The following is a 25,626-nucleotide window of genomic DNA, read 5'->3' on the forward strand; positions in this document are numbered from 1 at the left end:
TTTCGCACTAAAACTCGTGTGAAATGTGTTTTTTGTTGTCTTTATTTAATAATAATTTCCGTTTTACTGTAGCCTTCTTTTAGCTTTTGGACTTGTAAAATGGCAGGCATTGCTGCTTTTAATTCGGCCACATGGGAGATGACGCCGATTAGGCGGCCTGTTTGCTGAAGATCGATCAAAATATCGATTGCCCGTCTTAACGCTTCCTCATCCAATGTACCGAAGCCTTCATCGATAAACATCGTATCGATATGCACACTTCCTTGAACACTTTGAATAACATCGGCCATTCCTAAAGCTAATGAAAGTGAGGCATTGAATTTTTCACCGCCGGACAATGTTTTTACATCCCGCGTTTGTCCTGTATGGCTGTCATATACATCGATACTGAGCCCGCTTTGTGCATTTCCTTCTTTACGACCTGTCGATTTCAGGAAGTATTGACCATTTGATAAGACACGTAATCGTTCATTTGCCGCATGGGTTACTTTTTCCAAATAACCAATTTGCACAAATCGCTCAAATGAAATTTTCGAATCGTTTTGTCCACGGATTAAATTATAAACATGCTCCACCTGTATCAGTTTCGCTTTATAGCTTTCGATCTGCTGTGCGAATTGGTCAAGTTTTTCGAGAGTTTCCTCACATTGCTCAACATAGGACTGGGTTAATGTAATTTTAGAATACTGTGCCTCGATTTGCTCATTCAGCTCATGAATCTGTTGCTCACTTGCCGTTAAATCAGCCCGTTCTTTTCCTTCGAGCAAAGGTTCTTCCTCGGAAATTTGAACAGATAATGTATGAACATTTTGCTTGTAAGCTTCAACTTCATCCTGAATTTGCTGCTGAACATTTAATGGCAGTAACGCATTCTTATATGTTTCCAAGTCAAAACTTTCTTGCTGCAATGCTGTATCAAACGCTTTTTGCGCTGAAAGAGTCTCCTGCTGTTTTTCTGTTACAAGGTTTTGTGCATGTAGATGGTTCACTTCACAAGATTTTTCATCTAATTGGATTTTTTGCATTGCCTCCAGTGCACTTTGAATTGCACTTTTTAAATGGCGGTGTTTTTGCTGCTGGCTGGCCAATTCTTGTGTTACTTCATCCAATGTAGAAAACTGAGGCAATAATGACTGCTCACTTTGCTCAAGCTTCCCTTTTTCTTGTGCATATTGTTTATCGATATCGACTACATATTGCTGCCCTTTTTCAATACGGCCTTGCAGCACTTCTTTACTTTCAATAAGCTGTGCCATCGTTTTCTTTTCAGTGATGAGCTGTGCCTGCTGCTGCTTTTGCTTTGTCAATTGCTCAGTCAGTTCGGCCAATTGCTGTTCATAATAATGTAGTTGTGAAAGATCAACGTTCAGTAACTCTAGAGCATTTCTTTTCTGTTCCAATGCTGCCTTTTCAACATCCAATTTCGAATTGACCTGATAAAAGCTTTGCATAGCACGGTCGCCTTCTTGACGAAGATGTTCCAGTGCATTTTCATCAATGGTAAACGCTTCGCTATTATGAATGGCTGGATGCTCCGTGCTCCCACATACAGGACATGCTTCCCCATGATGTAATGAAGCCGCTAGAAACGCTGCCTGATTGCTGCGTATTTGCTGCTCCATATTTTGCAGCTTCTGTTGCGCTCCATCGGCAATTTGTTTCTTATCAGCAAGCTGTTTCACTAAAGTTTCTATATTCTTTTGTATTGCAGCCACTTCTTTTGCCATTTCAATTTTTCGTGTTAATACAGCATGTGCTTCATACGTTTCATGGTACGTCACTGTCGCATCTTCCAGCTCATTTATAATAGCCTGCTGCTGTTGATGTTTTTCTTTTAAAGAAGCTGCTTCCTTTTGGAGCTTATCAAATAATTGCTTTGCGTTTTTCTGGTTTTCTGCAAGCTTTGCCACCTTTTCCCGCTGCGTATTAATCGATTGATAGATCGGGACAAGCTGTTCAAGCTGTGAAATTGATTTCGTAAATTCATCCAACAGTGGCTCATGCTGCTTTTGCTCCTGATAGTGATTTGTCGCCTGCAGAAGTTGTGCCTGTGCACGTTCATAGTCAGCCTTTGCTTTCTGTAAGGTAACTTCGGCTTGTTCAAGCTGCCGTTTTACCTTCTCATATTCACGTTCTAAAGGTTCTATTTGATTAGCCTTTTTTGCAAGTACAAGTTTCTGTTGTTCTGCTTGTATTTTATCCTTTTGCTGCAGCAATTCATCGAGCCGGGCTTTCCTGATTAAAAACTTTTCAATTCGCTCATTTAACAGCCTTTGCTCATTTAATGATTTAACTAACGTTTGTAAATGCGTTTTCGAGGCTGCATATTGCCCTTTTAATGCCGCACATTGCTCTTCATAAAATTGCTGTTCTGTTTCCAATGCCGTTTTTACTTGATACAGATTAATGACATCATTGTTCAGAGCTGTAAACAGTTCCGATTCTCTGTGCGGGAGGCGGGACCGAATATCATGAATCGTATTATCCTGCTGCATCCTTGCTTGTTCATAATGCTTTTCAGCAATATTCTTTTTCTCTTTCAGCAGTTCCACCATTTTCGTAAAGCGTTCCGTTTTAAAAATTTTTCGGAAAATCTCTTCTTTATGCTTTGATTCCGAAGTGAGGAGCTTTTGAAATTCTCCTTGCGGCAGCATGACGATTTGATTGAACTGGGACTGTGTTAAGCCGATCAGTTCTTCAATTTTCGACTGAATGAGCTTCACTTGAAACTTCTCTACAGCGGGCACAGTGACCCCATCCGTAATTTCAAAAAACTCGCGCTTTGCACTTGCCCCGTCATGACCAAATTTCCGCCAAATACGGTAAAGGCGACCGCGTACTTCAAATTCCAGTTCGACTTCCGTATCAACTGCTTCATCCGCAAAATCACTGCGCAAAAACAGCGACTTTTCCCGATCCTCTCCACTTCCAGAATCATAAAGCGCAAACGTAATCGCATCAAAAATAGTCGTTTTTCCCGCGCCCGTTGCACCGGAAACGACAAAAATTCCATGTTCATGGAGTTTAGTAAAATCAATGACTTCTTTTTGATGATATGGTCCAAATGCTGTCATCGATAATTTTATTGGTTTCATCGTTACAGCACCTCCTGTTTTTCACGTTCATTTTCGATTAGCTGCTCTAAAACATCAGTATAAATCTCTTTTATTTCATCACTTAAAGGCTTGCCTGTCATTTCCGTATAAAATAGCTCAAACAGTTCCGAATCATCCATCTGAACACGGTTCATTGTTGTCGCATGCTGTTCAAGCTGTTCATACACAACCGTTCGTTCAATATGCAAAGCATTGGGATAAACTGTGCGGACAAGTTCGGCAGCACCTTTTACATAATGTTCATCCTGTAATTTTACAAATACATAATCGTCGTTTACTTTATGCTGCAATATATCCTCAAGCATTCCCGTCACGACACGCATATCCCGTACTGGGGTAAGCATTCTTTTTTCAATCGTCACTGACCCGTCTTCATTTAAATCAACAATTAAAAATCCCTTTTTATGTGTCACTTCAGATTCTGAATACTTAAGTGGTGATCCTGCATATTGGATTTTCTCGTTTGCGACAAAGTGGGCCTGGTGTAAATGGCCTAACGCTGTATAACAGAATGGTTCAAACAACGCTGAACTGATACACTCCGTCCCGCCAATCGTCAACTTGCGTTCAGAGTCACTCGTATTCGGTTCCGGCATCCCGTCTTTTGTAATGAAAGCATGGCCGATAATGATATTACGTTTCGTACAGTCCATTGTCTGTTTAATCTGTTCAATGATTTTCGCCATCGCCGCTTCATGAGTTGTAACGGATTGATCGTCAAATACTGCCCGTACAATTGAAGGCTCCGCAAATGGAACTAAATAAAAATGAACTTCTCCGTATTCATCGTGCATTATGACCGGATCGATATTCTGTTCTAAATGGCCAACGATATGTAACCCGCTCGCCTTCATAAATTCACTGCCAAAATTTAAACGTGTAGCGCTATCATGATTTCCAGCAATTGCTAAAATCGGTGTTTTCTCATCGACTAAAATTTCCTTCAACGTTTTATTTAATAGTTGGATTGCATCTGTCGGTGGTACAGAACGATCGTACAAATCTCCGGCAATAATGATGACATCCGGCTTTTCTTTTCTGATTTCTTCGATAAACTGTTCAAGCACAAATTGCTGGTCTCTTGTCATCGATACACCTTGTACTATTTTTCCTAAATGCCAATCTGCTGTATGAAAAATTTTCATGAATACCGCCTCCTATCTTCTAACTATAAGTGTACATGAGGAAAAATAAAAAAACCACATAGTACGAATATTCGTTCGTACGATGTGGTCTCCTCCAATAAATATTGTCGGAATGCTTTTTATACTAAGATCGGGATTGGTCGATCAAGATTATGCAGTGCTATAAATGGTACGTCTTCTACTGCTAACTTATTTTGTTGGATCCTCAGCATTTCTTCAAATGTTTTCGGATTTGGTGCTGGCATTGCATCGATTGGCAATATAAGTGCCTCATTACCGCTATAGCTTTTCAGCATTTCATTAGCCATAATACGGTACCCAAGCTGGTTTGGATGCACATCCGCCACGTTCGGCAAATATGTTGAACGCTGCTGATCAAATGTTTCATAAACATCTACAAATATATGGCCTGCCGCTTCTGTTTCCTGCTTTAATATCGCATTTAAAAGCTGCACCGCTTCTACTGCTCCGTCTACCTGTTCTTTATGAACACTTACATAAGGGAAATAATAGCCAAGTACATATACTGTCGCTTTCGGGGCCTTTTCGTTAATTATTGAAAGCAGCTCTCTCATCTGATTCCTTACTTCATTTAAAGCGAAATTGGCGTTAAGCTGACTAAAAGCGAGTGTTCCCTGTTGAGGGTTATGTGTAATGAGCGGCAGTAAATTATTCGCTCCGGCTGACAGTGTGATCAATGTTGCTTCACTTAGTAATGGTGCTGCCTTTTCGGACTGAACTGTTTCCATTACATTTCCAACACGGTATCCGGGGAAAGTAAGCTCTTTTGAAAAATGTGCGAGCTTACCATGTCGCTCTAGCTGCAAAGCAATGTAATCCGTATATCCTGCATCAATTTGACTGTAAGGTGTTTGCCCTGCTGCCAAAGAGTCGCCAAGTGCAATATAAACTTCTCGTTCATTGGCTAATGCTCCCGTTGGAAACAGGACAATACAAAAAATAAGAATCCCTATTATTTTTCGCATTTATTCACCCCACTTCTTTTGTTAGAATGCCCAATTACCTTTTCTGAAAATCGGTTCTGTTGTGCCATCTGCCAGAATCCCATCAATATCCATTTCCGCACTGCCGATCATGAAATCCTCATGTGTAATCGACGTATTAATGCCCAGTGCTTCCAGTTGGCCCTTTTCAAGTTCCTTGCCACCTTCATAGCACGTCGGATATGCTTCTCCGATTGCTAAATGGTTAGAGGCATTTTCATCAAATAATGTGTTGTAATATAAAATATTAGATGAAGAAATAGGTGACTCATGCGGTACTAATGCAACCTCTCCCAAATATGAAGAACCTTCATCGGAAGCAATTAGCTGCTTTAATAAGTCCTGACCTACTTTTGCCTCAACATTAACGATTTTACCCTTTTCAAATGTCAGCTTAAAATCATCAATAATATTCCCTTTATAAACGAGCGGTTTCGTATTGGATACATAGCCGTTTACACCAAATTTTGCAGGCAGCGTAAAGACTTCTTCTGTCGGCATATTCGCGATGAATGTCGTGCCATCAGGTGCTTCGCTGCTTCCGCTTTTCCACAAATGTTTTTCCGGTAGTTCAATCGTCAAGTCTGTACCAGGAGCCGTGTAGTGAAGCTTCGCATACTTTTTCTTGTTCAGCTGATCTGCACGTGCGTGTAAGTTTTCAATATGAGTTTGCCAGTTTCCTACCGCATCCCCTTCACCAATACGTACTGTTTTGAAAATAGCATCCCATAGTGCAGGAACCTGCTCCTTTTCCGGTAAATCAGGGAATACTTTTGCCGCCCATTTCGGCGAAGGAACAGCAATAATTGACCAAGCGATATCATCATTCATAACAGCTTTACGGTAATTGACTAATGCCGTACCTGCTGCTTTTTGCTGTGCTCCGATCTTTTCTGAATCAATACCTGCCAGTAAATCAGGATTTTCCGCATCGATCCAAAGAAGTGCACCTTTACGTTCAATTAATTCTTCACGTTGTGCGACAACCCATTTCGGGAAATTAGCTGTTTCTTCCACTGTAACATTCTCATAATAAGCACGTTCAAAGCTGGCATCAGTTAAGTTAACATGAACACGGCTTGCGCCTGCTTCATATGCTTTTTTAACGACAATACGTGTAAAGTCCAGCGTATCCGTAGATGTGTTAATTAATAAATATTGTCCTTTTTGAATATTTACTCCGATTCGAACGGCTAAATCTGCAAATTGCTCTAACTTCTCTTGGAATGTCATGAATTATTTCTCCTTTTTCTTACTGAAAGTCATGCCTTTTTTATTGGACTTTGGTTGATACGGCTTTTTCTCTGATGCTTTGTTTGCTGCGGGTGCCGCTTTTGAATTTACTGTCTTAGCATTTCCCTCGACAAGTTGTCCTTGTGTCCAAACTTTTTGAACACCTTTTAAGGAAAGATCACGCAACCATTTTTTGAATGTCTTTTCGTCCTTGTAAGATAGTAATGTCAATACTTCTCCGTCTGCACCGGCACGTCCAGTACGTCCTGAACGGTGTGTATACTGCTCGATTGTACGAGGTACATCAACATGAATAACATGTGTTAAACCTGAAATATCTAAACCTCTTGCTGCAATATCTGTCGCAATTAAAATACGCGCTTCCCCTTTTCGGAACGCATCCAACGCTTTTTTACGCTCATCTTTTTTCATGTCCGAGTGAAGTGCTACAATCGGTGCATCACGGTATTCCAGCTTGTTCTGTTTCATTAGTACTTGGTCGATGTTATTAACAAATGCCAATCCGCGCAATCCTTCAATATTAGCTAAACGACGAAGCATATCTGTTTTTTCCCGCTCTTCTACTTTTACAAAAGAGTGCACAACTTTACCGAACTTCACCATATCTTCCGGTTTGATCTCGATGCTGATCGGTTCAAACATTAATCGTTCCGCTACAAGCTTGATCTCTTCTGTAATCGTAGCCGATACAACAACGACTTGACGGCCGAATGCGGCATTTTCAATAAATGATTTTACGACAACACGGTACTCGCGGCTAAGCAGCTGATCGCATTCATCCAAAACAATCGTCTCGATTTCTTTGAGTTTTAATTTACCTTGGCGTGCCAATTCATTTAGACGTCCTGGTGTCCCGACTACAATCGTTGGCTTTTTCTTTAATTTTTCGATTTGGCGTGCCGAATTCGCTCCGCCAATTAGTTGCTGAACAGTGATGTCTGTCCCTGCTGTCCAGTCACGGATTACTTCAACAATCTGCATCGCAAGCTCTTGTGAAGGTGCAACGATTAATGCCTGAGTTTGTTTCTTGTTACCGTCTACTTTATTCAAAATCGGTAATGTGTAGGCTAGTGTTTTACCTGAACCTGTCGGTGATTCTGCTACGATATCTTTTCCTTCAACCATCGCAGGAATCATTTCCTCTTGTATTTTCATTGTCGTTTCAAACGACCATTTATTTTGAAGTGTTTCGTTTAATAAGCTAATTGCTGACATATTGTTTTACCACCTTTTATTCGTTGGCTTTAGTGTACCATATTCCGTTATTAATGCGGAAATTTGGCGGGTTGTCAGTTACTGTTTTAAAACGAAATTAGGAGGCGAAGTGTCAAACTTTTCAAACGTGGATTGTGATAGCTTGGAAGGGTTCTAATAAATGCGGAAATCATCTAATATATTTGAAATTGTTCTAATAAAATGGCGATCTACTAATATAACCGGTCAATGTTCCAATATAGGTTCACTTTGTTCTAATATCATCTTGCGGTTTTCTAATATCGCCCGGACATTTGAGGTTAGTATAAAAAATGGACACGTCTTAAGAGACACTTTAAGATTAAGATATCTAAAAAAGGACGTGGAACCGATGAAAGAAAAACAAACTCGTAAGCGATTAGACGCACAAACAAAAGAATACATTTTAAAGTCTGTTTTAGAAGATGGCGCAAAAGTTTCAGATCTGGCATTTAAGTTTGAAATTGGGTCTTCAACGATCCATAAATGGATTAAAGATTATCGTGAATCGAAAAATCAGGATGTCACACGATACTTTACTTCTAGCGAAGTAGATAAGTTGCAGGCAGCGTTTGATAAGAAGTTACGTGATTTGGAAGAAGAGAATGAAATTCTAAAAAAGGCTATGCACATCTTCGCGAAAAACCCCGAGTGATTTATGCATTCATTGAAAAGCATAAAAACGACTTTGGCATTGCGATGATGTGTAAAGTATTGATGGTTTCAAAAAGCGGTTATTATGATTGGCGTAAAAAACAGATACAGCCCTTATCGGAAAAAGAAGTACGTGATACAGAAATTGCCTATCAGATTCATCGATCGTATGCGAGGAGTTTTGGTACATACGGTAGCCCTCGCATTGCGCAAGACTTAGCGAGTTTAGGTTATGTCTGTTCGCAAAAGAAAATTGCGAATATGATGCGAAACCTTGGGTTAAGTGCCGTAATCCCGAAAACTGTTCAACGAACAACGGATTCCAATCACCATCAATTTATTTATCCGAATCTAGTCAAACGTCAATTTCAAGTAAAAGAGAAAAATAAAGTATGGGTCGCAGATATAACTTATATTCGAACACTGGAGGGGTGGGTGTATCTTGCGTCCATCATGGATTTATATTCTCGTAAAATCGTCGGCTGGGCCATCGCAGATCATATGGAAGAAACATTAGTAGATCAAGCCTTGAAGCATGCATTAGCAGTTCGAAAACCCGAGAAGGGATTAGTTCATCATTCAGATCGAGGCGCACAATATTGTGCCACAAGCTATACAAGAACTTTAAAAGAACATGGGATTAAAATTAGCATGAGTCGTAAAGGAGATCCCTATGACAATGCGTGTATTGAATCCTTCCACGCCACAATCAAAAAAGAATGGATCTATCGTCACCGTTTCGAATCCAAAAAAGAAGCACGAAAGAGCGTGGAGTCATATATCGTAAACTTTTACAATGAACGACGACGTCATTCAACAATCGGTTATTTATCACCAAACCAATTTGAGAGAAATCAACAGGAGTCAGTTTGTCAAAATGCCTCATAAAGTTCTCTTACAGGGTTTTCATCCCTCCATGCTCAGGTCTGGGCATGGAGGGATGAAAAACAGAGCAACCGAAGGGCGGTAGCAAAAAAGTCTCTTAACGCGTGTCCGAAATATTGACAGAAGACCACATTTTCTAATATCCCGCAGAATTGTTCTAATAAAAATCAAACCGGATGCCTTTCACACAAGTTCTTGATTATAAAGCTTGCCCTTTAACTTCAGCATCGGCCAAAATTCTAATAACGTCACCATTTCTTCTAATATCCCCCTCATTTCTTCTAATATCACTCGTCATTGTTCTAATAAAACGCCTACTAGTAACTACAACAAAAAAGCATGCCAGAAATCTCTTTCCGGCATGCCTAGTTTTTACACTCTCTCAATAATTAAAGCAATTCCTTGGCCGCCACCGATACATAGACTTGCAACCGCATACTTTCCGCTGCGCCGTTGCAGTTCGTATGCAGCGGATAAGATGATTCTTGTTCCACTTGCACCAACCGGATGACCAAGTGCGATTGCACCGCCGTTTACATTCGTTTTCTCACGGTCCAGACCAAGTTCCTTTTCCACTGCAATATATTGAGCTGCAAAAGCTTCATTTATTTCAACTAAATCCATGTCTTCAATTGTTAAATTTGCACGCTCCAATGCTTGACGAATTGCCGGAGCCGGGCCGATTCCCATAATCGTCGGATCAACGCCTGCTATGCCCCATGATACAATGCGGGCTAACGGCTTTAATCCTTGTCCCTTTACAAAATCTTCGCTTGCGACAACGACAGATGCTGCCCCGTCGTTAATGCCGGAAGCATTGGCAGCTGTAACAGAGCCGTCCTTTTTAAATGCAGGACGTAATTTTGCCAAGCTTTCCAGTGTGCCGCTTTCTTTAATATGTTCATCCTGATCTATTAAAATCTCGCCTTTTCTTGTAGCTACTGCAACAGGCACAATCTCTTTTGCAAACGTACCGTTCTCGCGTGCTTTTGCGGCACGTTCGTTTGAAAGAAGTGCGAATGCATCTTGCTCCTCGCGGGAAATCGTATATTGTTCAGCAAGTTTCTCTGCCGTCAAGCCCATTCCTGAGCCAGTATACTGGTCAGTTAATGTCGCTTGAAGCATATCTGTAAACTGCAGGTTGCCAAGTTTGGAACCGCTGAAGCGTTGTTCGAAATTTGAGTATGGCGACTGTGACATATTTTCTGCTCCCCCAGCTAGTACGACTTCCCCTTCACCTAGCTGAATCATCTGTGCCGCCGATACGACCGATTGCATACCGGATCCGCATAGACGATTTAATGTTAATGCCGGCACTTCCTTTGGCACGCCAGCATAAAGTCCGATATGACGGGCTAAATATGCTGAGTTTGCACCAGTTGTAATTACACCCCCGTAAATGACATGGTCGACTTGCTCAGGCTGTACGTTCGCACGCTTTAACGCTTCCACTGCTGTTTTTGTGCCAAGCTGTACTGCATCTGTTGTTGCAAAAGAACCTCCAAAAGCTGTAAATGCTGTACGTGCCCCGTCTACAATATATACGTTTTTCATTATTCTATCCCCTTTGTCAGTACTATTTAATAATTTGCTTTGCGATAATCCCCTTCATGATTTCGGTAGTACCCGCATAAATCGCAGCTACCGGAATATCACGATATCGTCTTGCGATTTCGTATTCCTCCATATAACCGTAGCCACCATGCAGCTGCAGACAATCTGCTACGACACGCTTTGCCATTTCACTAATCCACCATTTGGCCATCGACACTTCCTTTACGATATCTTGTCCTGCAATATGTTTGACAATCAAACTATCGACATATGTACGGCCAAGGTCAATTTCAGTTGCCATTTCAGCTAACTTGAATTGAGTATTTTGGAAATCGGCAATGCGGCTGCCGAATGCTTTACGTTCTTTTACATAGTCAACCGTCAGTTTTAAACAGCATTCTGCCTCGATTTGTGTTTCCAGTGCGACAATCAGTCGTTCCTGCTGCAGTTTTTCCATTAAATAATAGAAGCCACGGTTTTCTTCCCCTAAAAGGTTTTCTGCTGGTACACGAACATCCTCAAATATCAGCTCCCCGGTATCTGCGCTATGCATGCCAATCTTATCTAGTTTTTTTCCGCGCTTAAAACCAGGTGTACCGCTTTCCGCAATTAACAGACTAACTCCTTTATATGCCGGACTTGCCTGCGGATCTGTTTTACAAACGACAACTACATAATCTGCATGAATGCCATTCGTAATAAAGGTTTTTTCTCCGTTTAAAATATAATAATCCCCATCTTTTTTTGCTGTCGTTTGAATGCCTGCGAGGTCAGATCCTGCACCGGGTTCCGTCATAGCAATAGCCGAAATATATTCGCCTGTAACGCTTTTAGGAAGCCATTTTTCCTTTTGTGCAGCTGTCCCATATGCTTCAATATAAGGTGTCACAATATCGGAATGAAGCGATATCCCACTTGCTAACCCTGCACCAACACGCTCAAGTTCCTCCGTTAATATAGCAGAATAGCCAAAATCGAGCGCAAGCCCCCCATATTCTTCACTGACCATTGGACATAAAAAGCCATTCTCCCCGAGCTTCAGCCAAAAATCCCGTGGAATATCGCGATCTTTTTCCCATTGCTCGAAATAAGGATACGCCTCTTTATCCAGCATTTTTCGTAAAGCTTTTCTAAACATCTCATGCTCTTCTGTATAAATGCCCATTTCCCCGCCCCTTTGTTTTTTCTGAATATTAGTACACTTCAATATTAACAGGCACAAAAAATGGAAACAATGATTTTATAAGAAATATTATCGCACTATACAGAAATTAAAGTAAAAAATAAAAAAAGAGTTGCCAGAATTATTCATGACAACTCTCGTTATTAACTATTGTTTAACAGTAAAATCGCTTTTCTCGTATGACCATCTACTTGTTCTAACGCATGGATTACCCGATCATAATTTTGATTTGTTTTTAGCATGACAATTGCAGGCTTAACAGCAAATTTTGTTTTTTCAAGCATTTGTTCCGCTTCCACATATTCACAATCCGTAGCAGCGATGACAATTCTTTTAGCCCGCTCTATTAATTTTTTATTGCTGGCATGTACATCGACCATTAAGTTTTCATACACTTTGCCTAGCTGCACCATCGAAGCTGTACTGATCATATTTAAAATCATTTTATGTGATGTAGCCGCTTTTAACCTTGTTGAACCTGTTAATATTTCGGGACCTACGACGACTTCAATCGCTTCTTCCGCATGGCGACTTACTTCGGAGTTAATATTGCTCGTCAAACTTACCGTAAAAGCCCCGACAGATTGCGCATATTGTAAAGCCCCCATTACAAATGGCGTTGTACCGCTCGCTGTAATACCGATAACGGAATCGAACGGTGTTATGTTTTTTTCCTTTAATTTGTTTATTCCGTCTTCCAAACGGTCTTCAGCATTTTCCACTGCCTGGAAAAAGGCTTCCTTTCCACCTGCCATGACCGTTTGCACAAGTTCCGGATCGGTCATAAAAGTAGGGGGACATTCTGATGCATCAAGCATCCCTAAACGACCACTAGTCCCCGCTCCGATATAAAAAAGGCGTCCACCGTTACTTATATTTTCAACCACTCTTTTAATTACTTTCTCAATAATAGGCAAAACTTGTTCGACACTTTTCACAACCTGCATATCTTCTTTATTCATTATTTGCAGTATGTCCGAGATAGGCATTACATCCAACTTCAATGTTTCGTCATTCCGCTTTTCAGTCGTTAATTGATCGTAATTCATGTTATCTCACCTTCCAATAGACGCCATGTTTGTTGAATCGTTTGTTTAACTGGATCGCTTACTTCGATTTCACTTTCATGTAATGCTAATAAGTAAGCTCCAACTGTCCCCGAAATTGGTGGCTTCAAAGCAATCAAATCAGGAAATCGCGATGAAAAACGTACGGTAAACCGTTCATAGAATGGCTTATTCGAAAATAATCCGCCATGTAAAACTACCGGCTTTGTCCGATCAATTCGTGAATAGGCACTTTCAATAAGTTCTAATAATGCTTCTTGAACTGTGCTAACGATGGATTTTGCTATTAGATCTTCCTCAAAAGCGTCTAGCACAATCCTGCCCACAGAAGAAATAGCGGCCACGGAGTTCGTGCTGCCGTAAACTTTTGTAATGAGCTGATCAGGTGACAGTACATTAAAATGGGACAATATCTTTTCCTGAAATAGCTTCAAAGGCATTTTGTTGTCATGCGCCTTTAAAACAGAACGAATGGCCAGCTTCCCTAAGTGATAGCCGCTTCCTTCGTCACCTAATAAATAACCCCAGCCGCCGACACGAAATGTTTTTTGCTGCTCATAACCGAATATAATTGCTCCGGTTCCAGCAATAAGTAAAGTACCTTCTCTGCCCCATGTTCCCGCTGCTAATGCGGCATGGATATCACTCTGCACTCTAAGTTTTTCCAGAACGGGTGATTGCTTAAATGCATCATATATTTTCTGCTGCTCAGCTTGTCGATCTGCACCTGCCATTGCAGCAAATACTGTTTCAACGTCCGATAATGTCACACCTGTCTGTATGAACAACTGGTCGATCAAATTATTTATAAGTGTGTACAACTGCTCTATTGAAATCGCTGTTAAATTGCCGGAACTTCCCTTGGCAACTGCAAGTAAATGTCCGTTTTCATCACCGATTACAGCGGTTGTTTTCGTGCCGCCACCATCTATACCAATCCATAATTTCCCTGCCATTTACTCACCTTATCTATTCATTTTCAAGTGCAACTAAGTTGTGCACAATTCTTCGAAACCGTTGAATTTCGCAACCACGTCCAAAATGAACGCGATTTGTTACCAAAATAATTGCTAATTGCTTCTCATCCGATACCCAAATTGAAGTGCCCGTAAAACCGGTATGCCCAAAACCATCTCGCAAATATTGGCCGGAAAATGAAGGCGAAGAATACAACTGCCACCCTAAGCCACGCTGTTCCTCATGCTGCTCTGTAAAACTTTGCTTTGCTAATTGTTTAGTATGCTCGCGAAAAATAGAATCTTTATTTTTCATAAAAGATTGAGCAAACTTCGTCAAATCCTCAGCAGTCGAAAACAACCCTGCATGACCGCTAACTCCGCCAAAATGAAGAGCATTTTCATCATGCACTTCACCCCACTGATGTTTCTTTAAATAGGTGCGGTATTCAGTTGCCGCAATTTTTCCCTGTAACTGGACAGGCGGATTAAATAGAGTATTGTGCATACGAAGCGGCTGAAAAATAGTTTTACTGGCATAGTCGGCCAATGAGATACCTGTAACCTTTTCGATCAGCTTCCCTAATAAAATATAGTTTACATCACTATAGGTCACCTGCTGCTCTACATTTTTTCGTCCTGTTTCCTGTGCAATACGTTCTATGACATCTGCATAAGCTACCTCTTCTTTATAGAACTTGATTTCTGCCCGAAAGCCGCTTGTATGTGTTAATAAATGACGAATCCTAACTTCTTCATGCATTTCCTTCAATTCTGGAAAGTAGTAACTAATGGAATCATCTATATCAATAACCCCCTGCTCAAGCAATAATAAAACCGAGCTTGCCGTTGCTACTACTTTCGTTAATGAAGCACAATCAAATATCGTCTGTTCCGACATCGGAATTTGCTGCTTTGTATGTGCCATCCCAAATGCTTTACAGTAAAGGACATCCTTTGCATTTGCCACAGACAATACTGCACCGGGCAGTTCTTTGTTTTGGATTGCTGTTTCAATAAATTGTTCAACTCGTGAAAAAGCCATGATCTCCCCCCTATTTGATTGCACCTTCTGTCATACCTTTTACGATATGGCGTTGGAAAATCGAATAGAAAACAATTACCGGTATGACAGCAATACATAATCCCGCAAACAAGACACCCCATGCACTATCGTATTGTGCGTCTATTTTCAGTAAGTTCATCGCAACACCTAACGTATTTTTGCTTTCTGTCTGCAGTAAAATTAGCGCCATGAAAAATTCATTCCAATAAGAAATGGCATTCAAAATCGTCACGGTCATAATTCCTGACTTTATAAGCGGTGTCACAATTTTAAAGAGGATTCCATATGGACTCATACCATCGACGACCGCTGCTTCTTCAAGCTCTTTAGGAATATTGCCGATAAATCCAACAAGTATGAAAATTGTAAACGGTACATGTGAAATGGCATATACAAGCGATAATGCCCACAAGTTATCTAATAAATTAAACTTCATTAATAAGAAAAATAGAGGAATCCAACCTAAAACGGATGGAATCATCATTGAAGCCAAATAAACATTAATCAGCACTTCACCAAATTTTGAACGAACACGTTCCAGCGCATAAGCCGTAGGAATCGATAAAATGAGTGTTAAAAAAGAGCCAAGCACTGTTACAAAAAAACTGTTCAAAAATGCACGCCCGATATTATAGTCGTTCCATGCTCGTTCAAAATTTGTAAAACTAAAATCAGTCGGCATTGACCAAGGTGACGTGAAGATTTCTGCATTCGATTTAAACGCACCCATAAACATCCATATTAACGGGAAAATTACGATAAACGCCCATAGGATTAACGGGATACGTACTAAAATTTGTGAAACTACTTTCATCTCAATTCCCCCGTTAATATTCGACTTTTTCTTTTTTCAGAATAAATTGTGACACGAGAACGGTAATGAGCGACACGACCAAGATTAGAACACCAATCGCTGCACCATAGCCAAATTGAAAATCTTCAAAAGCGCGCTGGTATAAATATGACCCCATTACTTCTGAAGCGCTTCCCGGTCCACCGCCTGTCATTACTTGCACAAGGACAAACGAACCGTTCAGAGAAGTAATGATGATATAAAGAATGGATGTTTTTATTTGTGGCCAAACGAGTGGGACCGTAATATGCCAAAATTGTTGCCACTCGGATGCCCCATCAATATCTGCCGCCTCATATAAACTTTTCGGAACATTCGAGATACCACCCATAATAAGTAGCATAAATAATCCAATCCCTGCCCAGATTGCAGGAATGGCAATACTAGGAAGTACCCATGTTTTATCACCTAACCAAGGGCGGGCCCACTCAGTTAATCCAATCTGATTTAATAAGCTATTTACAATCCCCATATTCGGATCATAAATAAATTGCCATAAAATCCCTATAACTACAACCGACATAATATTCGGAAAGAAAAATACAATCCGGTAAAATGGCGCTTCTTTAATCTTAAGCTGCGTCAATGCCACAGCAAAAAATAGAGCGAGCGTCATAATCCCAATAACTTTTACAAATACGAAGAAAAAGTCATTTATGATCGCCTTTTTAATAATGGAGTCATTCCATAGACGAATATAATTATCTAAGCCGATAAACGTTTTGTTTGCACTTGTTCCGGACCACTCAAAAAATGAGTAATACAATCCGCCCAACATCGGATAAACAGTAAAAATTAAAAAGAGCAGAAAAGTCGGCAGTAAACAAAATGCTAAAAACAAATATTTACTTTTGGAAGAAAAGGTCATTGTTCATTACTCCTTTCTCTACTGATTAAATAAGGTTGCTAAAAAGCTTTTAGCAACCTCATTTCCAGCAGTCACTTATTTGCAAAGTGACTCTCTCGTTATTTTCTTAGCTCTTCTGCTTTTTTCACCATCTTATCGACAAATTCTTCAGCAGTAATTTCACCAAGTAAGATATCAATAATTAATAATTTAATTTCATTTGTAATTTCAACTGCAATTTTTTGCAGTTCAGCGTCTGGTGTGTAACGTTTGTACGTATGAACAGCACCTGGATTGTTAATCATTTCATTAATATTTTTCAAGAAATCCTGAACATTTGTATTCGAAGATAAATCAACGTCCTTCATGTTCATAATCGCACCTGTTGATTCAGCAAATGCCTGCGCATATTCTTCCGTAAAGATGAATTCCAAAAATGCCTTTGCAGCTTCCGGATTTTGCGATTTTTCAGCAATTGCAATTGTACGAATATCCGGTACAAGTGCTAATGGCTTACCAGGATCATTCATCGGTGTTGGTGTGAAGCCAAATTCAAAACTTTCCGGCGTATCATTTTTCATTTCATTTGGTAACCAGAAACCTACTGGAATATAGGCATTTTTATGCATTAAAAAGTTCATTTGTGATTGCGTATGATTGTAGGCAGCAAAACCGCTGTCAATTAGTCCTGCTTTAGCAATTTTTTCTACCTTTTTCAATACTTCAAGCGTTTCAGGTTTTTTCCAAGCCTCTACTACACCATTATTTAAGTCATTTAATAACTCTTCACCGCCTGCAGCAGCAAAAGCCGGATTCAATACGCCACGGTGGAAGTATTGTGTATGTTGGCCTGTCGTTACAAATGGTGCAATTTTCGTATCGGCTTTAATTTTTTCCATAGAGCTGATCCAGCTGTCAAAATCTGTTGGTACTTCCCATCCGTTTTCTTCAAACCACTTCGCATCATACCAAGTTCCCCACGTATCGAATACTAATGGCAAACTATAGATTTTCCCGCCATCTACTTCTTCTGCCGGTGAGATAAAGCTATCTAATAATGCTGTACCATTTTCAAGTTTAATTCCTTTTGCAAATTCACTAATATCCATTAACTGACCTTCAGCGATCATTTGTGTTTCACTAGCTCCTGCTCCATCGATATAGACGACATCAGGTGGTGTTTCCGAAATCCAGCGTGTGTTCATCTCCGTATTAATATTCGGACCTGCATGTTCTACAATTTCTAAATCCGGATGCTGTTTTTGGAAGTCCCCTATAACTTGCTTCCACCATCCGTCACCATATCCTCCAACGAAATATTGAATTTCCAGTTTTCCTGATAACCCATCCCCTGTACTTTCTGTAGAAGTATTATCCGATGAAGTCGTTGATTGTTCTGTACTGCTGTTTCCTTCAGTGTCGCTATTTGATTCCTCGTCATTCGAACACGCTACGAGCAATAGCATTAAACTCATTAATGCTACTAAAAACCAAGTCTGCTTTCTCTCTTTGATAACAAACATACATTACACCCCTTCATTTTCATTATGTTAACTATATGAATATAGTCAGCACCAATATTAACGAGAAAAACCCTTAATTACCTCGAGTGTGCGATTTAACGCAACAATCGATTTATCATAGTTTAATGTTGCGATTCCTGTATATAAAATATCAATTAATGTCAGTTGGGCGATGCGTGATGCGGTTGCCGAGCTACGAATATCTGCTTCGTTAGAAACGACGTACAGAGCAGAATCTGCAAAGCTTTGTACTGTATTTCGCTTGTTTTGTGTCATGGTAATAATCGTTGCTTGATTCTCTTTTGCAACGGTAAGTGCATTAATAACTTCCTTCGTTTCACCTGAGTACGAGATCGCGAATACAACATCTTCGCTCGTTGCATGTGCTGCTGCAATCAGCTGCCCATGACTATCGAAAATTGTTTCACAGTTTTTATTAATCCGTTTCAATTTATGTTCAAAATCTTGCGCAACGATTGCTGAGGCCCCGATGCCGATAAAGATAATCTTTCTTGCATTATTAATTTGGTGAATAATTTTCTCCAATTCCCTTTCGCCATTAATCATTAGCGTTCGTTGGATTGCATCGATATTGTGTATTTCAATGGTCTGTATCATTTGCAATATGGTCGAATCTTTTTCCAGTTCAAAATTGTGGTTGTTTTGAATTTCCAGAGTAGGTGCTGTAGCAATACTTAGTTTTAAATCTTTGAATCCGGAAAAGTTTAATGCCCTGCACATTCTCACTATTGTTGCTTCACTTGTTTTAGCCTTTTCTGCCAGCACTGCAATCGGCATGCGAATAACATCCTCTAAGTGACTTAAAATATATAAAGCTACATTTCTTTCTGCAGGTTTCAGCAATTCCATCCCCGAACGTATTCTTTCAATACTATTTTCCAAATTCATTACCTACTCTCAAACAAAATGTTGTAAAACTTCCTTTTTAATGTAAAATATATGAAATTTAACTCCATAATAAAACCTATATTGCTAGTCGTCAAGATTTTATTTTAAATTTTCTGAAAATAAAAGGAAATAAATGTTTTATTTTATCGATTAATTGACTATTGCTATACTATTGTAGAAATTCAATTATACGGTGGTGATTCTTAATGAAGTATGCAATTTTAAGTGACTTACATTCGCATTATAAAAATACTAAAAAGGTGTTAAACCATATACAGCAAGTAGCACCAAATGCAGAGATTATTGGCTTAGGGGATTTATTCGAGTGTAAAATCGGCAAGAAAAAGGCGAAAATGGTTCGTCATGCAAAGCTAAAAGATGCGGCAATTATTGATGATAAGTTTATGAGCCTCTTAACATTCCCTTCTATCATCGGCAACCAGGAAGAACGGATTGCTCTTGTAACAGGCGATAATCGTTTTCTCCAATATAAAAATGCGCTTGTAATTGAACATGCAACTTTAATTCACGGGCACCAAATAGAGTGGGATAAAACATTCAATCCTACCTTCCCTAACATCCAAACGCCATTGCTGTTTTTTGGACATAGTCATGAAGCAGCCATCTATAAGGATGGGCTACGACAATCTGTCCCTTACGATATCCCTCTGGCAGTTGGAAAAAAACAATACCAGATTAATGTTGGTCCTGTCGTAGATAATAAAGAATGGTGCCTATATGACAGTGAGGAAATGACGGTCACTTTTATGCAGGCGCAATAGGAAAAGGCTGCCCTGAAGTAAATTCAGGACAGCCTTTTAATCTATTTATATAGCCGATTACAAAACATCCGGCAGTTCTGAATCCATGCCAAACTTTTGGCGGAAACCGCATTTTTTGCAAAGTTCTTCAATTGCTTCACGACGAGAAAAACCATCTACTAAGTTTTGTGCACGGTCGGTAGTAATAATTTCGCCGAACTTTTGATCGTGGACATTCCCTAGATTAATGACACCCTCGCCATCCAAACAACAAGGAACAACAGAACCATCTACTAAAATAGCTGCATGTGTACGCAATGCATGACAGAACCCTTTTCCTTCATCCGCTTTTTCAAGTAGACTCGGCCAGCGGAACTCATGATCCTGGTTCAAATAGATGTTTTTTGCAATTTTTACTCCTGAGCCCATTTCTACCCGCTCTTGAATTTCATAGTCCAGTTCATACTCTTTTTCGAGAATTTCAAGTGTTTCGCGGTTTCTACGGTTTGCAAGTTCAGAAACATTATTGCGCTGCAAATTCCATAGCCTGTAAGAAATAATGACATTATGTTTTCGTACATCCCGTACAAATTCCAAAATATCACTTAAGTACTTTTCGCGGTTTTCAGAGCCTTCATGTCCATCAAAACTATGAAGCGAAAAATTTATTTGTCTGAGTGCAGGCTTGCCTAAAAGCTTTTCGCGGTTCTTTTTAATTAACGTCCCGTTTGTCGTAATATTGACTTTAAAGCCCTTTTCATGTGCAATATCAAGTAATTGCCCAATGCGCGGATGCAATAAAGGCTCCCCTTTTACATGTAGGTATATATATTTTGTATAGCCGCTAATTTCATCTAAAATATGAGCAAATTGCTCTACCTTTATTAATCCTTTTGCGCGCTCTGTAGGTGGACAAAAGCTGCATGCTAAATTACATACACTTGTAATTTCGATATACACTTTCTTAAAAGTTTTCAACGCTCGTTCACCATTCCTTTTTTTGATCCTAAACAATACTTTTCATTGTAACAAATTTCTTATGTAAAAAGGAAGCTGTCTGTTTGGCTTAATACACAATGCAAATAAAAAACCGCCTAGAATATGAATGATATTCTAGGCAGTTCGTATTTTTATCCGCGGTAGCGAACGGATAGGCCTTTAAGGAATTTACGGGCAAAGTTGTCGCCGCATTCTTTGTAATTACGGTGACCCGGTTTACGCATAATGGCGCCAAGTTCGCCTTTTGATACTGCAATACCCCCGTCATCAAGCACATCCAGCATCTCTTCTGTCGTCAGCTGGCATGCAACTTTCAGCTTTTTCAGCATCATGTTGTTAACATGATCCGGCTTTTCCTGCACAGGCGCTGGCTGCCCTTCTTTTTTCGGCATCGGTCCACGCTTATACGTAATCAACCCATTGAAAAATGCTTCCAAATTTTTATGATTCACTTTCATTTGGTCATAATCAGCAGGTGCTTCCTCATCTTTTTCCAAAGACTTCGTTAAAATTTTCGGCATATCCTCCGGGGAAACTGTAACGCCACCTAACTTAAAAATTTCAATCATTTCTTTATTTTTCAAATCCAATGCATAACGCGTTCGGATGAGAATATCATTATTATCCATAATAACCTCCATACTTCTTTCGCTAGCAAATATTATATCAGAGGTTGGACTTGGAATGTTAGCGCGATCTCTTAAACGTTCCATATCTTTTAGCGTATTTTTTTATACATTTCCACTCAGCAAAAACTAGTATTCACAATATTCCGAATCAAGAAACCCCGCGCAAAATCAATAACACTAAATAGTAATTTTATGCTCTAAACAGAAAATTTACGTGATTTATAAAAAAATAGGTTTATAATTATCTGAAGATTTGATATAGTTATATTGCATTAATTTGCAAAAAATATCATGTTTTTACACAAAATGGGGGTTTTAAGATGAAATTGAACAAGTTTCTAACACTTTTCATGGCACTTGTACTATCTGTAGTACTTGCGGCATGTGGTGGGGACGACAGTAAGGACAATGAAACATCGGAAGGTTCTACAGGTACTGAAACAAATAATGAAGGGTCTACAAGCACTTCATCAGAACCAAAAGAGCTTAACCTAGTATTTATGTCTGAACCACCGTCTTTACACCCGGGTTTAGCATCTGATACTACATCAAGTACAGCAATCAACAACATTTTCGAAGGTTTAATGACAATGGAAAACGGCGTTCCGGTTGAAGCTGCCGCAGAGAGCTATGAAATTTCCGATGACTTATTAACTTATACATTTAAATTACGTGATTCAAAATGGTCTAACGGCGACCCTGTAACAGCAAACGACTTTGCTTTTGCTTGGAAATGGGCATTAACGCCAGAAAACGCTTCTGAATATGCTTCAATTTTATATCCAATCAAAGGCGCTGAAGCTTACCACTCAGGTACTGGCTCTGCCGATGATTTAGGTATTAAAGTTGTGGATGACAAAACTTTAGAAGTAACATTAGAAGTTCCAACACCATATTTCTTGGAATTAACTGCTTTCAAAACATTTTCACCAATTCACCAAGCTACTCAGGAAGCAAATGCTAACTGGTACACTGAGGCAGACACAATCGTATCAAATGGTGCTTACACTTTAACGGAGTGGGTTCACAATGGTAACTTGGTATTCACTAAATCAGAAAATTACTGGGATAAAGAGAACGTGAAAATTGATACGGTAAACGTAGCAATCGTTGAATCTGAAGCTTCTCAAATGAACATGTTTGATGCTGGGGAAGTTGACTTCTTAGGAACAAATTATGGTTCGATCTCCCTTGATGCAATCGATCGCTTAAAATCAGAAGGCACGCTTAAAGTAGCAGAGTACTCTGGTGTTTACTGGTATAAATTCAACACGACAGACAAAGTGACAAGTAACGTAAATATTCGTAAAGCTTTAACTTTAGCAATAGACCGTGCAAGCTTAATTGCCAACATTACGAAGGCGGAACAACAACCTGCATTAGGATATGTTCCAAACTCAGTAGATGGATTTGGTGATGATGAAGGTTATTTCAAAGATGCTGATTTCGAAGGTGCTAAAGAGTATTTAGCAAAAGGTTTAGAAGAACTTGGTTTATCAGATCCTTCTGAATTAGAAATTACAGTTTCTCACAATACTTCTGAAGCTCATGCTGCAATTGCACAATTCGTTCAACAAGGATGGACAAAAGAATTAGGTATTAAAGTAAAACTTGATAACTCTGAATGGCAAGTATATTTAGATAAACTTTCTAGCTTAGATTATCAAGTAGGTCGTTTAGGTTGGATTGCTGACTTCAACGATGCTTATACATTCCTGGAAATGTATAACTCTGCAGAAAACGGAAACAACGATACTGGTTGGGAAAATGCTGAATACTCTGACTTATTAAAACAATCAGTTACTGAAACAGATCCAGACAAACGTACTCAGATTATGTTACAAGCAGAAGCAATTATGGCTGAAGAAGTTCCAGTTGCGCCAATCTACTTCTATACTAACCCTTACATCGTAAAAGATTATGTAACAGGCATGGAGCCAGATGCATTAGGTAATATTTCACTTAAAAATGTTGATATCAACAAATAATTTTTAACATATCAACACAACTTATTGTGTATGTTTACATGAAAGGCTGCTCAGAATCCATGTGATTTAGGGCAGCCTTTATATATATTTCAGAATATTCATTTCATTCTAACAAAAAGGGGGTCTGTTTAGTGCTTAACTACATTTTCAAGCGATTAATTTATATTTTGGTAGCATTATTTTTCATCATATCGGCAACGTTCTTTTTAATGAAGCTTGCACCAGGTAGCCCATTTGCCAGCGAGCGTGAGTTATTACCAGCAATCGAACAGCAACTTAATGCAAAATACGGACTTGATAATCCATGGTACATCCAATATAAAGATTATTTAATCTCATCCCTTACATTTGATTTTGGAGAATCCATGAAATATAAAGGACGTTCAGTAAACGACATGATTTCCGAAGGATTCCCTGTTTCATTAGTACTAGGTTTAGAGGCAATGTTCTTAGCAGTAGGTTTTGGAATTTTACTAGGTGTTATTTCTGCACTTTATCACAATCGATTTCCTGACTATGTGTCGACTGTCATCGCTGTTATAGGAATTTCTGTCCCTTCCTTTATTCTTGCAGCGATATTACAGCTCTATTTATCACTAAAATTGGGGTGGTTCCCTGTGACTGGATGGAAAGGCTTTAGCTACACGGTTTTACCTGCAGTCGCTATTGCCCTGACACATGTTGGATTTATTGCGAAGCTAACTCGATCCAGTATGCTGGAACAAAATAACAGTGAATATGTAAAGCTTGCACGTGCTAAAGGAATCGGAAAATGGACAATTGTATTTAAACACTCGCTTCGTAATGCGTTGTTGCCGGTTATCACCTATTTAGGACCTTTAACTGCAGGCGTACTGACAGGAAGTTTCATTATTGAACAAATTTTTGCCATACCGGGTATTGGCCGTCACTTCGTACAATCTATTACAAATCGTGATTATACGACGATTATGGGTGTAACTGTTTTCTATTCAATTATTTTACTCTTTGCGGTATTAATTGTAGACATTTTGTATCACTACATTGACCCTCGTATCAAATTGAAAGGAGCGAAAAAATAATGACTTTAGAAAATAAATTTAATGAACAAATCGCTCCGGAGCGTTTTGAAATTGTAGGCGCCCGTCCAAGTGATGCGGATTCTCTAAACAAAAAGCAAATTTCATTTTGGCAAGAGGTAATGTACCGGTTTTCACATAACAAGCTAGCAATTATAGGCTTGGTTATTTTATCGTTTATTACAATTATGGCTATCTTTGCACCGATGTTTTCCTCTTGGAGTTATGAAGAAAATACGGGTCTTTACAATACAGCCCCTTCAGCTGCCCACTGGTTCGGTACAGACGACCTTGCACGCGACTTATTCGTTCGTGTCTGGATTGGCGCAAGAATTTCGTTATTCATCGGTCTTGCCGCAGCTGTGATTGATTTAATTATTGGTGTTCTCTGGGGAAGTATTTCAGGATTGCTTGGTGGACGTGTTGACAATATTATGATGCGTATTGCTGATGTGTTAACAGCGATTCCTTATTTATTAGTTGTTATCATTTTACTAGTCGTTATGGAGAAAGGATTAATTCCTATGATTATCGCCCTATCCTTTACGGGATGGGTAAACATGGCACGTATCGTTCGTGCTGAGGTACTTTCAATTAAGAGTCGTGAATTTGTTTTAGCTTCTCGCACATTAGGCGCTGGTTCATGGCATTTAATTAAACGTCACCTAATTCCAAATGCAATGGGCGCTATTTTAGTAACAATGACATTAACTATTCCAGCTGCAATCTTTACAGAATCATTTTTAAGCTATATTGGTTTAGGGGTACAGCAGCCGCTTGCAAGTTGGGGCACAATGGCTTCAGAAGGAAATAAGGCAATCCAATCTGCACCTTGGCGATTAATGTTCCCTGCCCTCTTCATTTCGTTAACGATTTTCGCTTTTAACGCTGTTGGAGATGGTCTTCGCGATGCTTTAGATCCGAAATTACGTAAGTAGAAAG

General features: G+C 39.5%; 22 protein-coding genes. 6 read left to right on the forward strand and 16 right to left on the reverse strand.

Annotation, left to right across the window (positions count from 1 at the left end):
- Positions 1-41 precede the first annotated feature (41 nt).
- The 5 genes from MHB58_RS17640 to MHB58_RS17660 all read right to left on the reverse strand — a co-directional run bounded on the left by MHB58_RS17640 (position 42) and on the right by MHB58_RS17660 (position 7,734).
- Positions 42-3,095, reverse strand: a complete 3,054-nt coding sequence (locus tag MHB58_RS17640; protein ID WP_340735735.1) for an SMC family ATPase — start codon at positions 3,093-3,095, stop codon at positions 42-44.
- Between the two features lie 2 nt (positions 3,096-3,097).
- Entirely contained in the window at positions 3,098-4,261 is a 1,164-nt protein-coding gene (locus MHB58_RS17645; RefSeq protein ID WP_014822686.1) for an exonuclease SbcCD subunit D, read from the reverse strand.
- A 119-nt stretch (positions 4,262-4,380) separates the two neighbouring features.
- Positions 4,381-5,247 carry an SGNH/GDSL hydrolase family protein gene (locus MHB58_RS17650; RefSeq protein ID WP_014822685.1) on the reverse strand — a complete coding sequence of 289 codons (867 nt, stop codon included), beginning with the start codon at positions 5,245-5,247 and terminating at the stop codon, positions 4,381-4,383.
- Between the two features lie 21 nt (positions 5,248-5,268).
- Positions 5,269-6,498 (reverse strand): aminopeptidase, encoded by a 1,230-nt coding sequence (locus tag MHB58_RS17655; protein ID WP_340735736.1) that lies wholly within the window; start codon positions 6,496-6,498, stop codon positions 5,269-5,271.
- A gap of 3 nt (positions 6,499-6,501) precedes the next feature.
- The gene (locus MHB58_RS17660) at positions 6,502-7,734 is read right to left on the reverse strand and encodes a DEAD/DEAH box helicase (protein ID WP_340735737.1); all 1,233 of its coding nucleotides are present in this window, start codon (positions 7,732-7,734) and stop codon (positions 6,502-6,504) included.
- A 370-nt stretch (positions 7,735-8,104) separates the two neighbouring features.
- Here MHB58_RS17660 and MHB58_RS17665 point away from each other — a divergent pair, with 370 nt between their 5' ends.
- A complete protein-coding gene (locus tag MHB58_RS17665; protein ID WP_014822792.1) occupies positions 8,105-8,407 on the forward strand; it encodes a transposase in 303 nt (100 codons plus the stop codon).
- Entirely contained in the window at positions 8,404-9,294 is an 891-nt protein-coding gene (locus MHB58_RS17670; RefSeq protein ID WP_081483418.1) for an IS3 family transposase, read from the forward strand. The genes MHB58_RS17665 and MHB58_RS17670 overlap by 4 nt, the downstream gene beginning before the upstream one ends.
- A 369-nt stretch (positions 9,295-9,663) precedes the next feature.
- On the opposite strand, the gene MHB58_RS17675 is transcribed toward MHB58_RS17670, so the two are convergent.
- The 9 genes from MHB58_RS17675 to MHB58_RS17715 all read right to left on the reverse strand — a co-directional run bounded on the left by MHB58_RS17675 (position 9,664) and on the right by MHB58_RS17715 (position 19,243).
- Positions 9,664-10,845, reverse strand: a complete 1,182-nt coding sequence (locus MHB58_RS17675) for an acetyl-CoA C-acetyltransferase (protein WP_340735738.1) — start codon at positions 10,843-10,845, stop codon at positions 9,664-9,666.
- A gap of 22 nt (positions 10,846-10,867) precedes the next feature.
- On the reverse strand, positions 10,868-12,010 hold the full coding sequence (locus tag MHB58_RS17680; protein WP_340735739.1) for an acyl-CoA dehydrogenase family protein: 1,143 nt from the start codon (positions 12,008-12,010) through the stop codon (positions 10,868-10,870).
- 161 nt (positions 12,011-12,171) lie between these two features.
- Positions 12,172-13,077, reverse strand: a complete 906-nt coding sequence (gene murQ / locus MHB58_RS17685; protein WP_065217592.1) for an N-acetylmuramic acid 6-phosphate etherase — start codon at positions 13,075-13,077, stop codon at positions 12,172-12,174.
- A complete protein-coding gene (locus MHB58_RS17690) occupies positions 13,074-14,051 on the reverse strand; it encodes an N-acetylglucosamine kinase (protein WP_014822679.1) in 978 nt (325 codons plus the stop codon). The genes murQ and MHB58_RS17690 overlap by 4 nt, the downstream gene beginning before the upstream one ends.
- 13 nt (positions 14,052-14,064) lie before the next feature.
- Positions 14,065-15,096: a serine hydrolase domain-containing protein gene (locus MHB58_RS17695; RefSeq protein WP_340735740.1), complete on the reverse strand. Its 1,032-nt coding sequence runs from the start codon at positions 15,094-15,096 to the stop codon at positions 14,065-14,067.
- A 10-nt stretch (positions 15,097-15,106) separates the two neighbouring features.
- Positions 15,107-15,931 carry a carbohydrate ABC transporter permease gene (locus tag MHB58_RS17700; protein WP_008405651.1) on the reverse strand — a complete coding sequence of 275 codons (825 nt, stop codon included), beginning with the start codon at positions 15,929-15,931 and terminating at the stop codon, positions 15,107-15,109.
- 13 nt (positions 15,932-15,944) lie between these two features.
- The gene (locus MHB58_RS17705; RefSeq protein ID WP_014822677.1) at positions 15,945-16,838 is read right to left on the reverse strand and encodes a carbohydrate ABC transporter permease; all 894 of its coding nucleotides are present in this window, start codon (positions 16,836-16,838) and stop codon (positions 15,945-15,947) included.
- A 98-nt stretch (positions 16,839-16,936) separates the two neighbouring features.
- Entirely contained in the window at positions 16,937-18,340 is a 1,404-nt protein-coding gene (locus MHB58_RS17710) for an extracellular solute-binding protein (RefSeq protein ID WP_008405647.1), read from the reverse strand.
- Positions 18,341-18,397: 57 nt separating this feature from the next.
- On the reverse strand, positions 18,398-19,243 hold the full coding sequence (locus MHB58_RS17715) for a MurR/RpiR family transcriptional regulator (protein ID WP_340735741.1): 846 nt from the start codon (positions 19,241-19,243) through the stop codon (positions 18,398-18,400).
- Between the two features lie 212 nt (positions 19,244-19,455).
- On the opposite strand from MHB58_RS17715, the gene MHB58_RS17720 reads away from it, so the two are divergent.
- Complete coding sequence (locus MHB58_RS17720) at positions 19,456-20,031, forward strand: metallophosphoesterase family protein (protein WP_065217596.1); 576 nt, start codon at positions 19,456-19,458, stop codon at positions 20,029-20,031.
- A 57-nt stretch (positions 20,032-20,088) separates the two neighbouring features.
- Here the strand turns inward: MHB58_RS17720 and MHB58_RS17725 are convergent, their stop codons facing one another.
- Together MHB58_RS17725 and MHB58_RS17730 are read right to left on the reverse strand one after the other, a co-directional pair.
- Positions 20,089-20,988 (reverse strand): radical SAM/SPASM domain-containing protein, encoded by a 900-nt coding sequence (locus MHB58_RS17725; RefSeq protein WP_008405643.1) that lies wholly within the window; start codon positions 20,986-20,988, stop codon positions 20,089-20,091.
- Positions 20,989-21,140: 152 nt separating this feature from the next.
- Positions 21,141-21,638: a YehS family protein gene (locus MHB58_RS17730; RefSeq protein WP_008405641.1), complete on the reverse strand. Its 498-nt coding sequence runs from the start codon at positions 21,636-21,638 to the stop codon at positions 21,141-21,143.
- Between the two features lie 320 nt (positions 21,639-21,958).
- Here MHB58_RS17730 and MHB58_RS17735 point away from each other — a divergent pair, with 320 nt between their 5' ends.
- From MHB58_RS17735 to MHB58_RS17745, 3 genes are all read left to right on the forward strand, one after another.
- Entirely contained in the window at positions 21,959-23,626 is a 1,668-nt protein-coding gene (locus MHB58_RS17735) for a peptide ABC transporter substrate-binding protein (protein ID WP_065217597.1), read from the forward strand.
- Positions 23,627-23,757: 131 nt separating this feature from the next.
- Positions 23,758-24,687 (forward strand): ABC transporter permease, encoded by a 930-nt coding sequence (locus MHB58_RS17740; RefSeq protein WP_014822673.1) that lies wholly within the window; start codon positions 23,758-23,760, stop codon positions 24,685-24,687.
- Positions 24,687-25,622, forward strand: a complete 936-nt coding sequence (locus MHB58_RS17745; RefSeq protein ID WP_008405637.1) for an ABC transporter permease — start codon at positions 24,687-24,689, stop codon at positions 25,620-25,622. Before MHB58_RS17740 ends, MHB58_RS17745 begins: the two co-directional genes overlap by 1 nt.
- Positions 25,623-25,626 lie beyond the last annotated feature (4 nt).

It is taken from the genome of Solibacillus sp. FSL K6-1554, from assembly GCF_038005185.1.
GTDB classification, from domain to species: Bacteria; Bacillota; Bacilli; order Bacillales_A; family Planococcaceae; genus Solibacillus; species Solibacillus silvestris.

Bases quoted from the DNA above. Each gene is read 5' to 3' on its own strand.
- MHB58_RS17640 (WP_340735735.1), bottom strand. From the start codon at position 3,095: ATGAAACCAATAAAATTATCGATGACAGCATTTGGACCATATCATCAA.
- MHB58_RS17645 (WP_014822686.1), bottom strand. From the start codon at position 4,261: ATGAAAATTTTTCATACAGCAGATTGGCATTTAGGAAAAATAGTACAA.
- MHB58_RS17650 (WP_014822685.1), bottom strand. From the start codon at position 5,247: ATGCGAAAAATAATAGGGATTCTTATTTTTTGTATTGTCCTGTTTCCA.
- MHB58_RS17655 (WP_340735736.1), bottom strand. From the start codon at position 6,498: ATGACATTCCAAGAGAAGTTAGAGCAATTTGCAGATTTAGCCGTTCGA.
- MHB58_RS17660 (WP_340735737.1), bottom strand. From the start codon at position 7,734: ATGTCAGCAATTAGCTTATTAAACGAAACACTTCAAAATAAATGGTCG.
- MHB58_RS17665 (WP_014822792.1), top strand. From the start codon at position 8,105: ATGAAAGAAAAACAAACTCGTAAGCGATTAGACGCACAAACAAAAGAA.
- MHB58_RS17675 (WP_340735738.1), bottom strand. From the start codon at position 10,845: ATGAAAAACGTATATATTGTAGACGGGGCACGTACAGCATTTACAGCT.
- MHB58_RS17680 (WP_340735739.1), bottom strand. From the start codon at position 12,010: ATGGGCATTTATACAGAAGAGCATGAGATGTTTAGAAAAGCTTTACGA.
- murQ (WP_065217592.1), bottom strand. From the start codon at position 13,077: ATGAATTACGATCAATTAACGACTGAAAAGCGGAATGACGAAACATTG.
- MHB58_RS17690 (WP_014822679.1), bottom strand. From the start codon at position 14,051: ATGGCAGGGAAATTATGGATTGGTATAGATGGTGGCGGCACGAAAACA.
- MHB58_RS17695 (WP_340735740.1), bottom strand. From the start codon at position 15,096: ATGGCTTTTTCACGAGTTGAACAATTTATTGAAACAGCAATCCAAAAC.
- MHB58_RS17700 (WP_008405651.1), bottom strand. From the start codon at position 15,931: ATGAAAGTAGTTTCACAAATTTTAGTACGTATCCCGTTAATCCTATGG.
- MHB58_RS17705 (WP_014822677.1), bottom strand. From the start codon at position 16,838: ATGACCTTTTCTTCCAAAAGTAAATATTTGTTTTTAGCATTTTGTTTA.
- MHB58_RS17710 (WP_008405647.1), bottom strand. From the start codon at position 18,340: ATGTTTGTTATCAAAGAGAGAAAGCAGACTTGGTTTTTAGTAGCATTA.
- MHB58_RS17720 (WP_065217596.1), top strand. From the start codon at position 19,456: ATGAAGTATGCAATTTTAAGTGACTTACATTCGCATTATAAAAATACT.
- MHB58_RS17730 (WP_008405641.1), bottom strand. From the start codon at position 21,638: ATGGATAATAATGATATTCTCATCCGAACGCGTTATGCATTGGATTTG.
- MHB58_RS17735 (WP_065217597.1), top strand. From the start codon at position 21,959: ATGAAATTGAACAAGTTTCTAACACTTTTCATGGCACTTGTACTATCT.
- MHB58_RS17745 (WP_008405637.1), top strand. From the start codon at position 24,687: ATGACTTTAGAAAATAAATTTAATGAACAAATCGCTCCGGAGCGTTTT.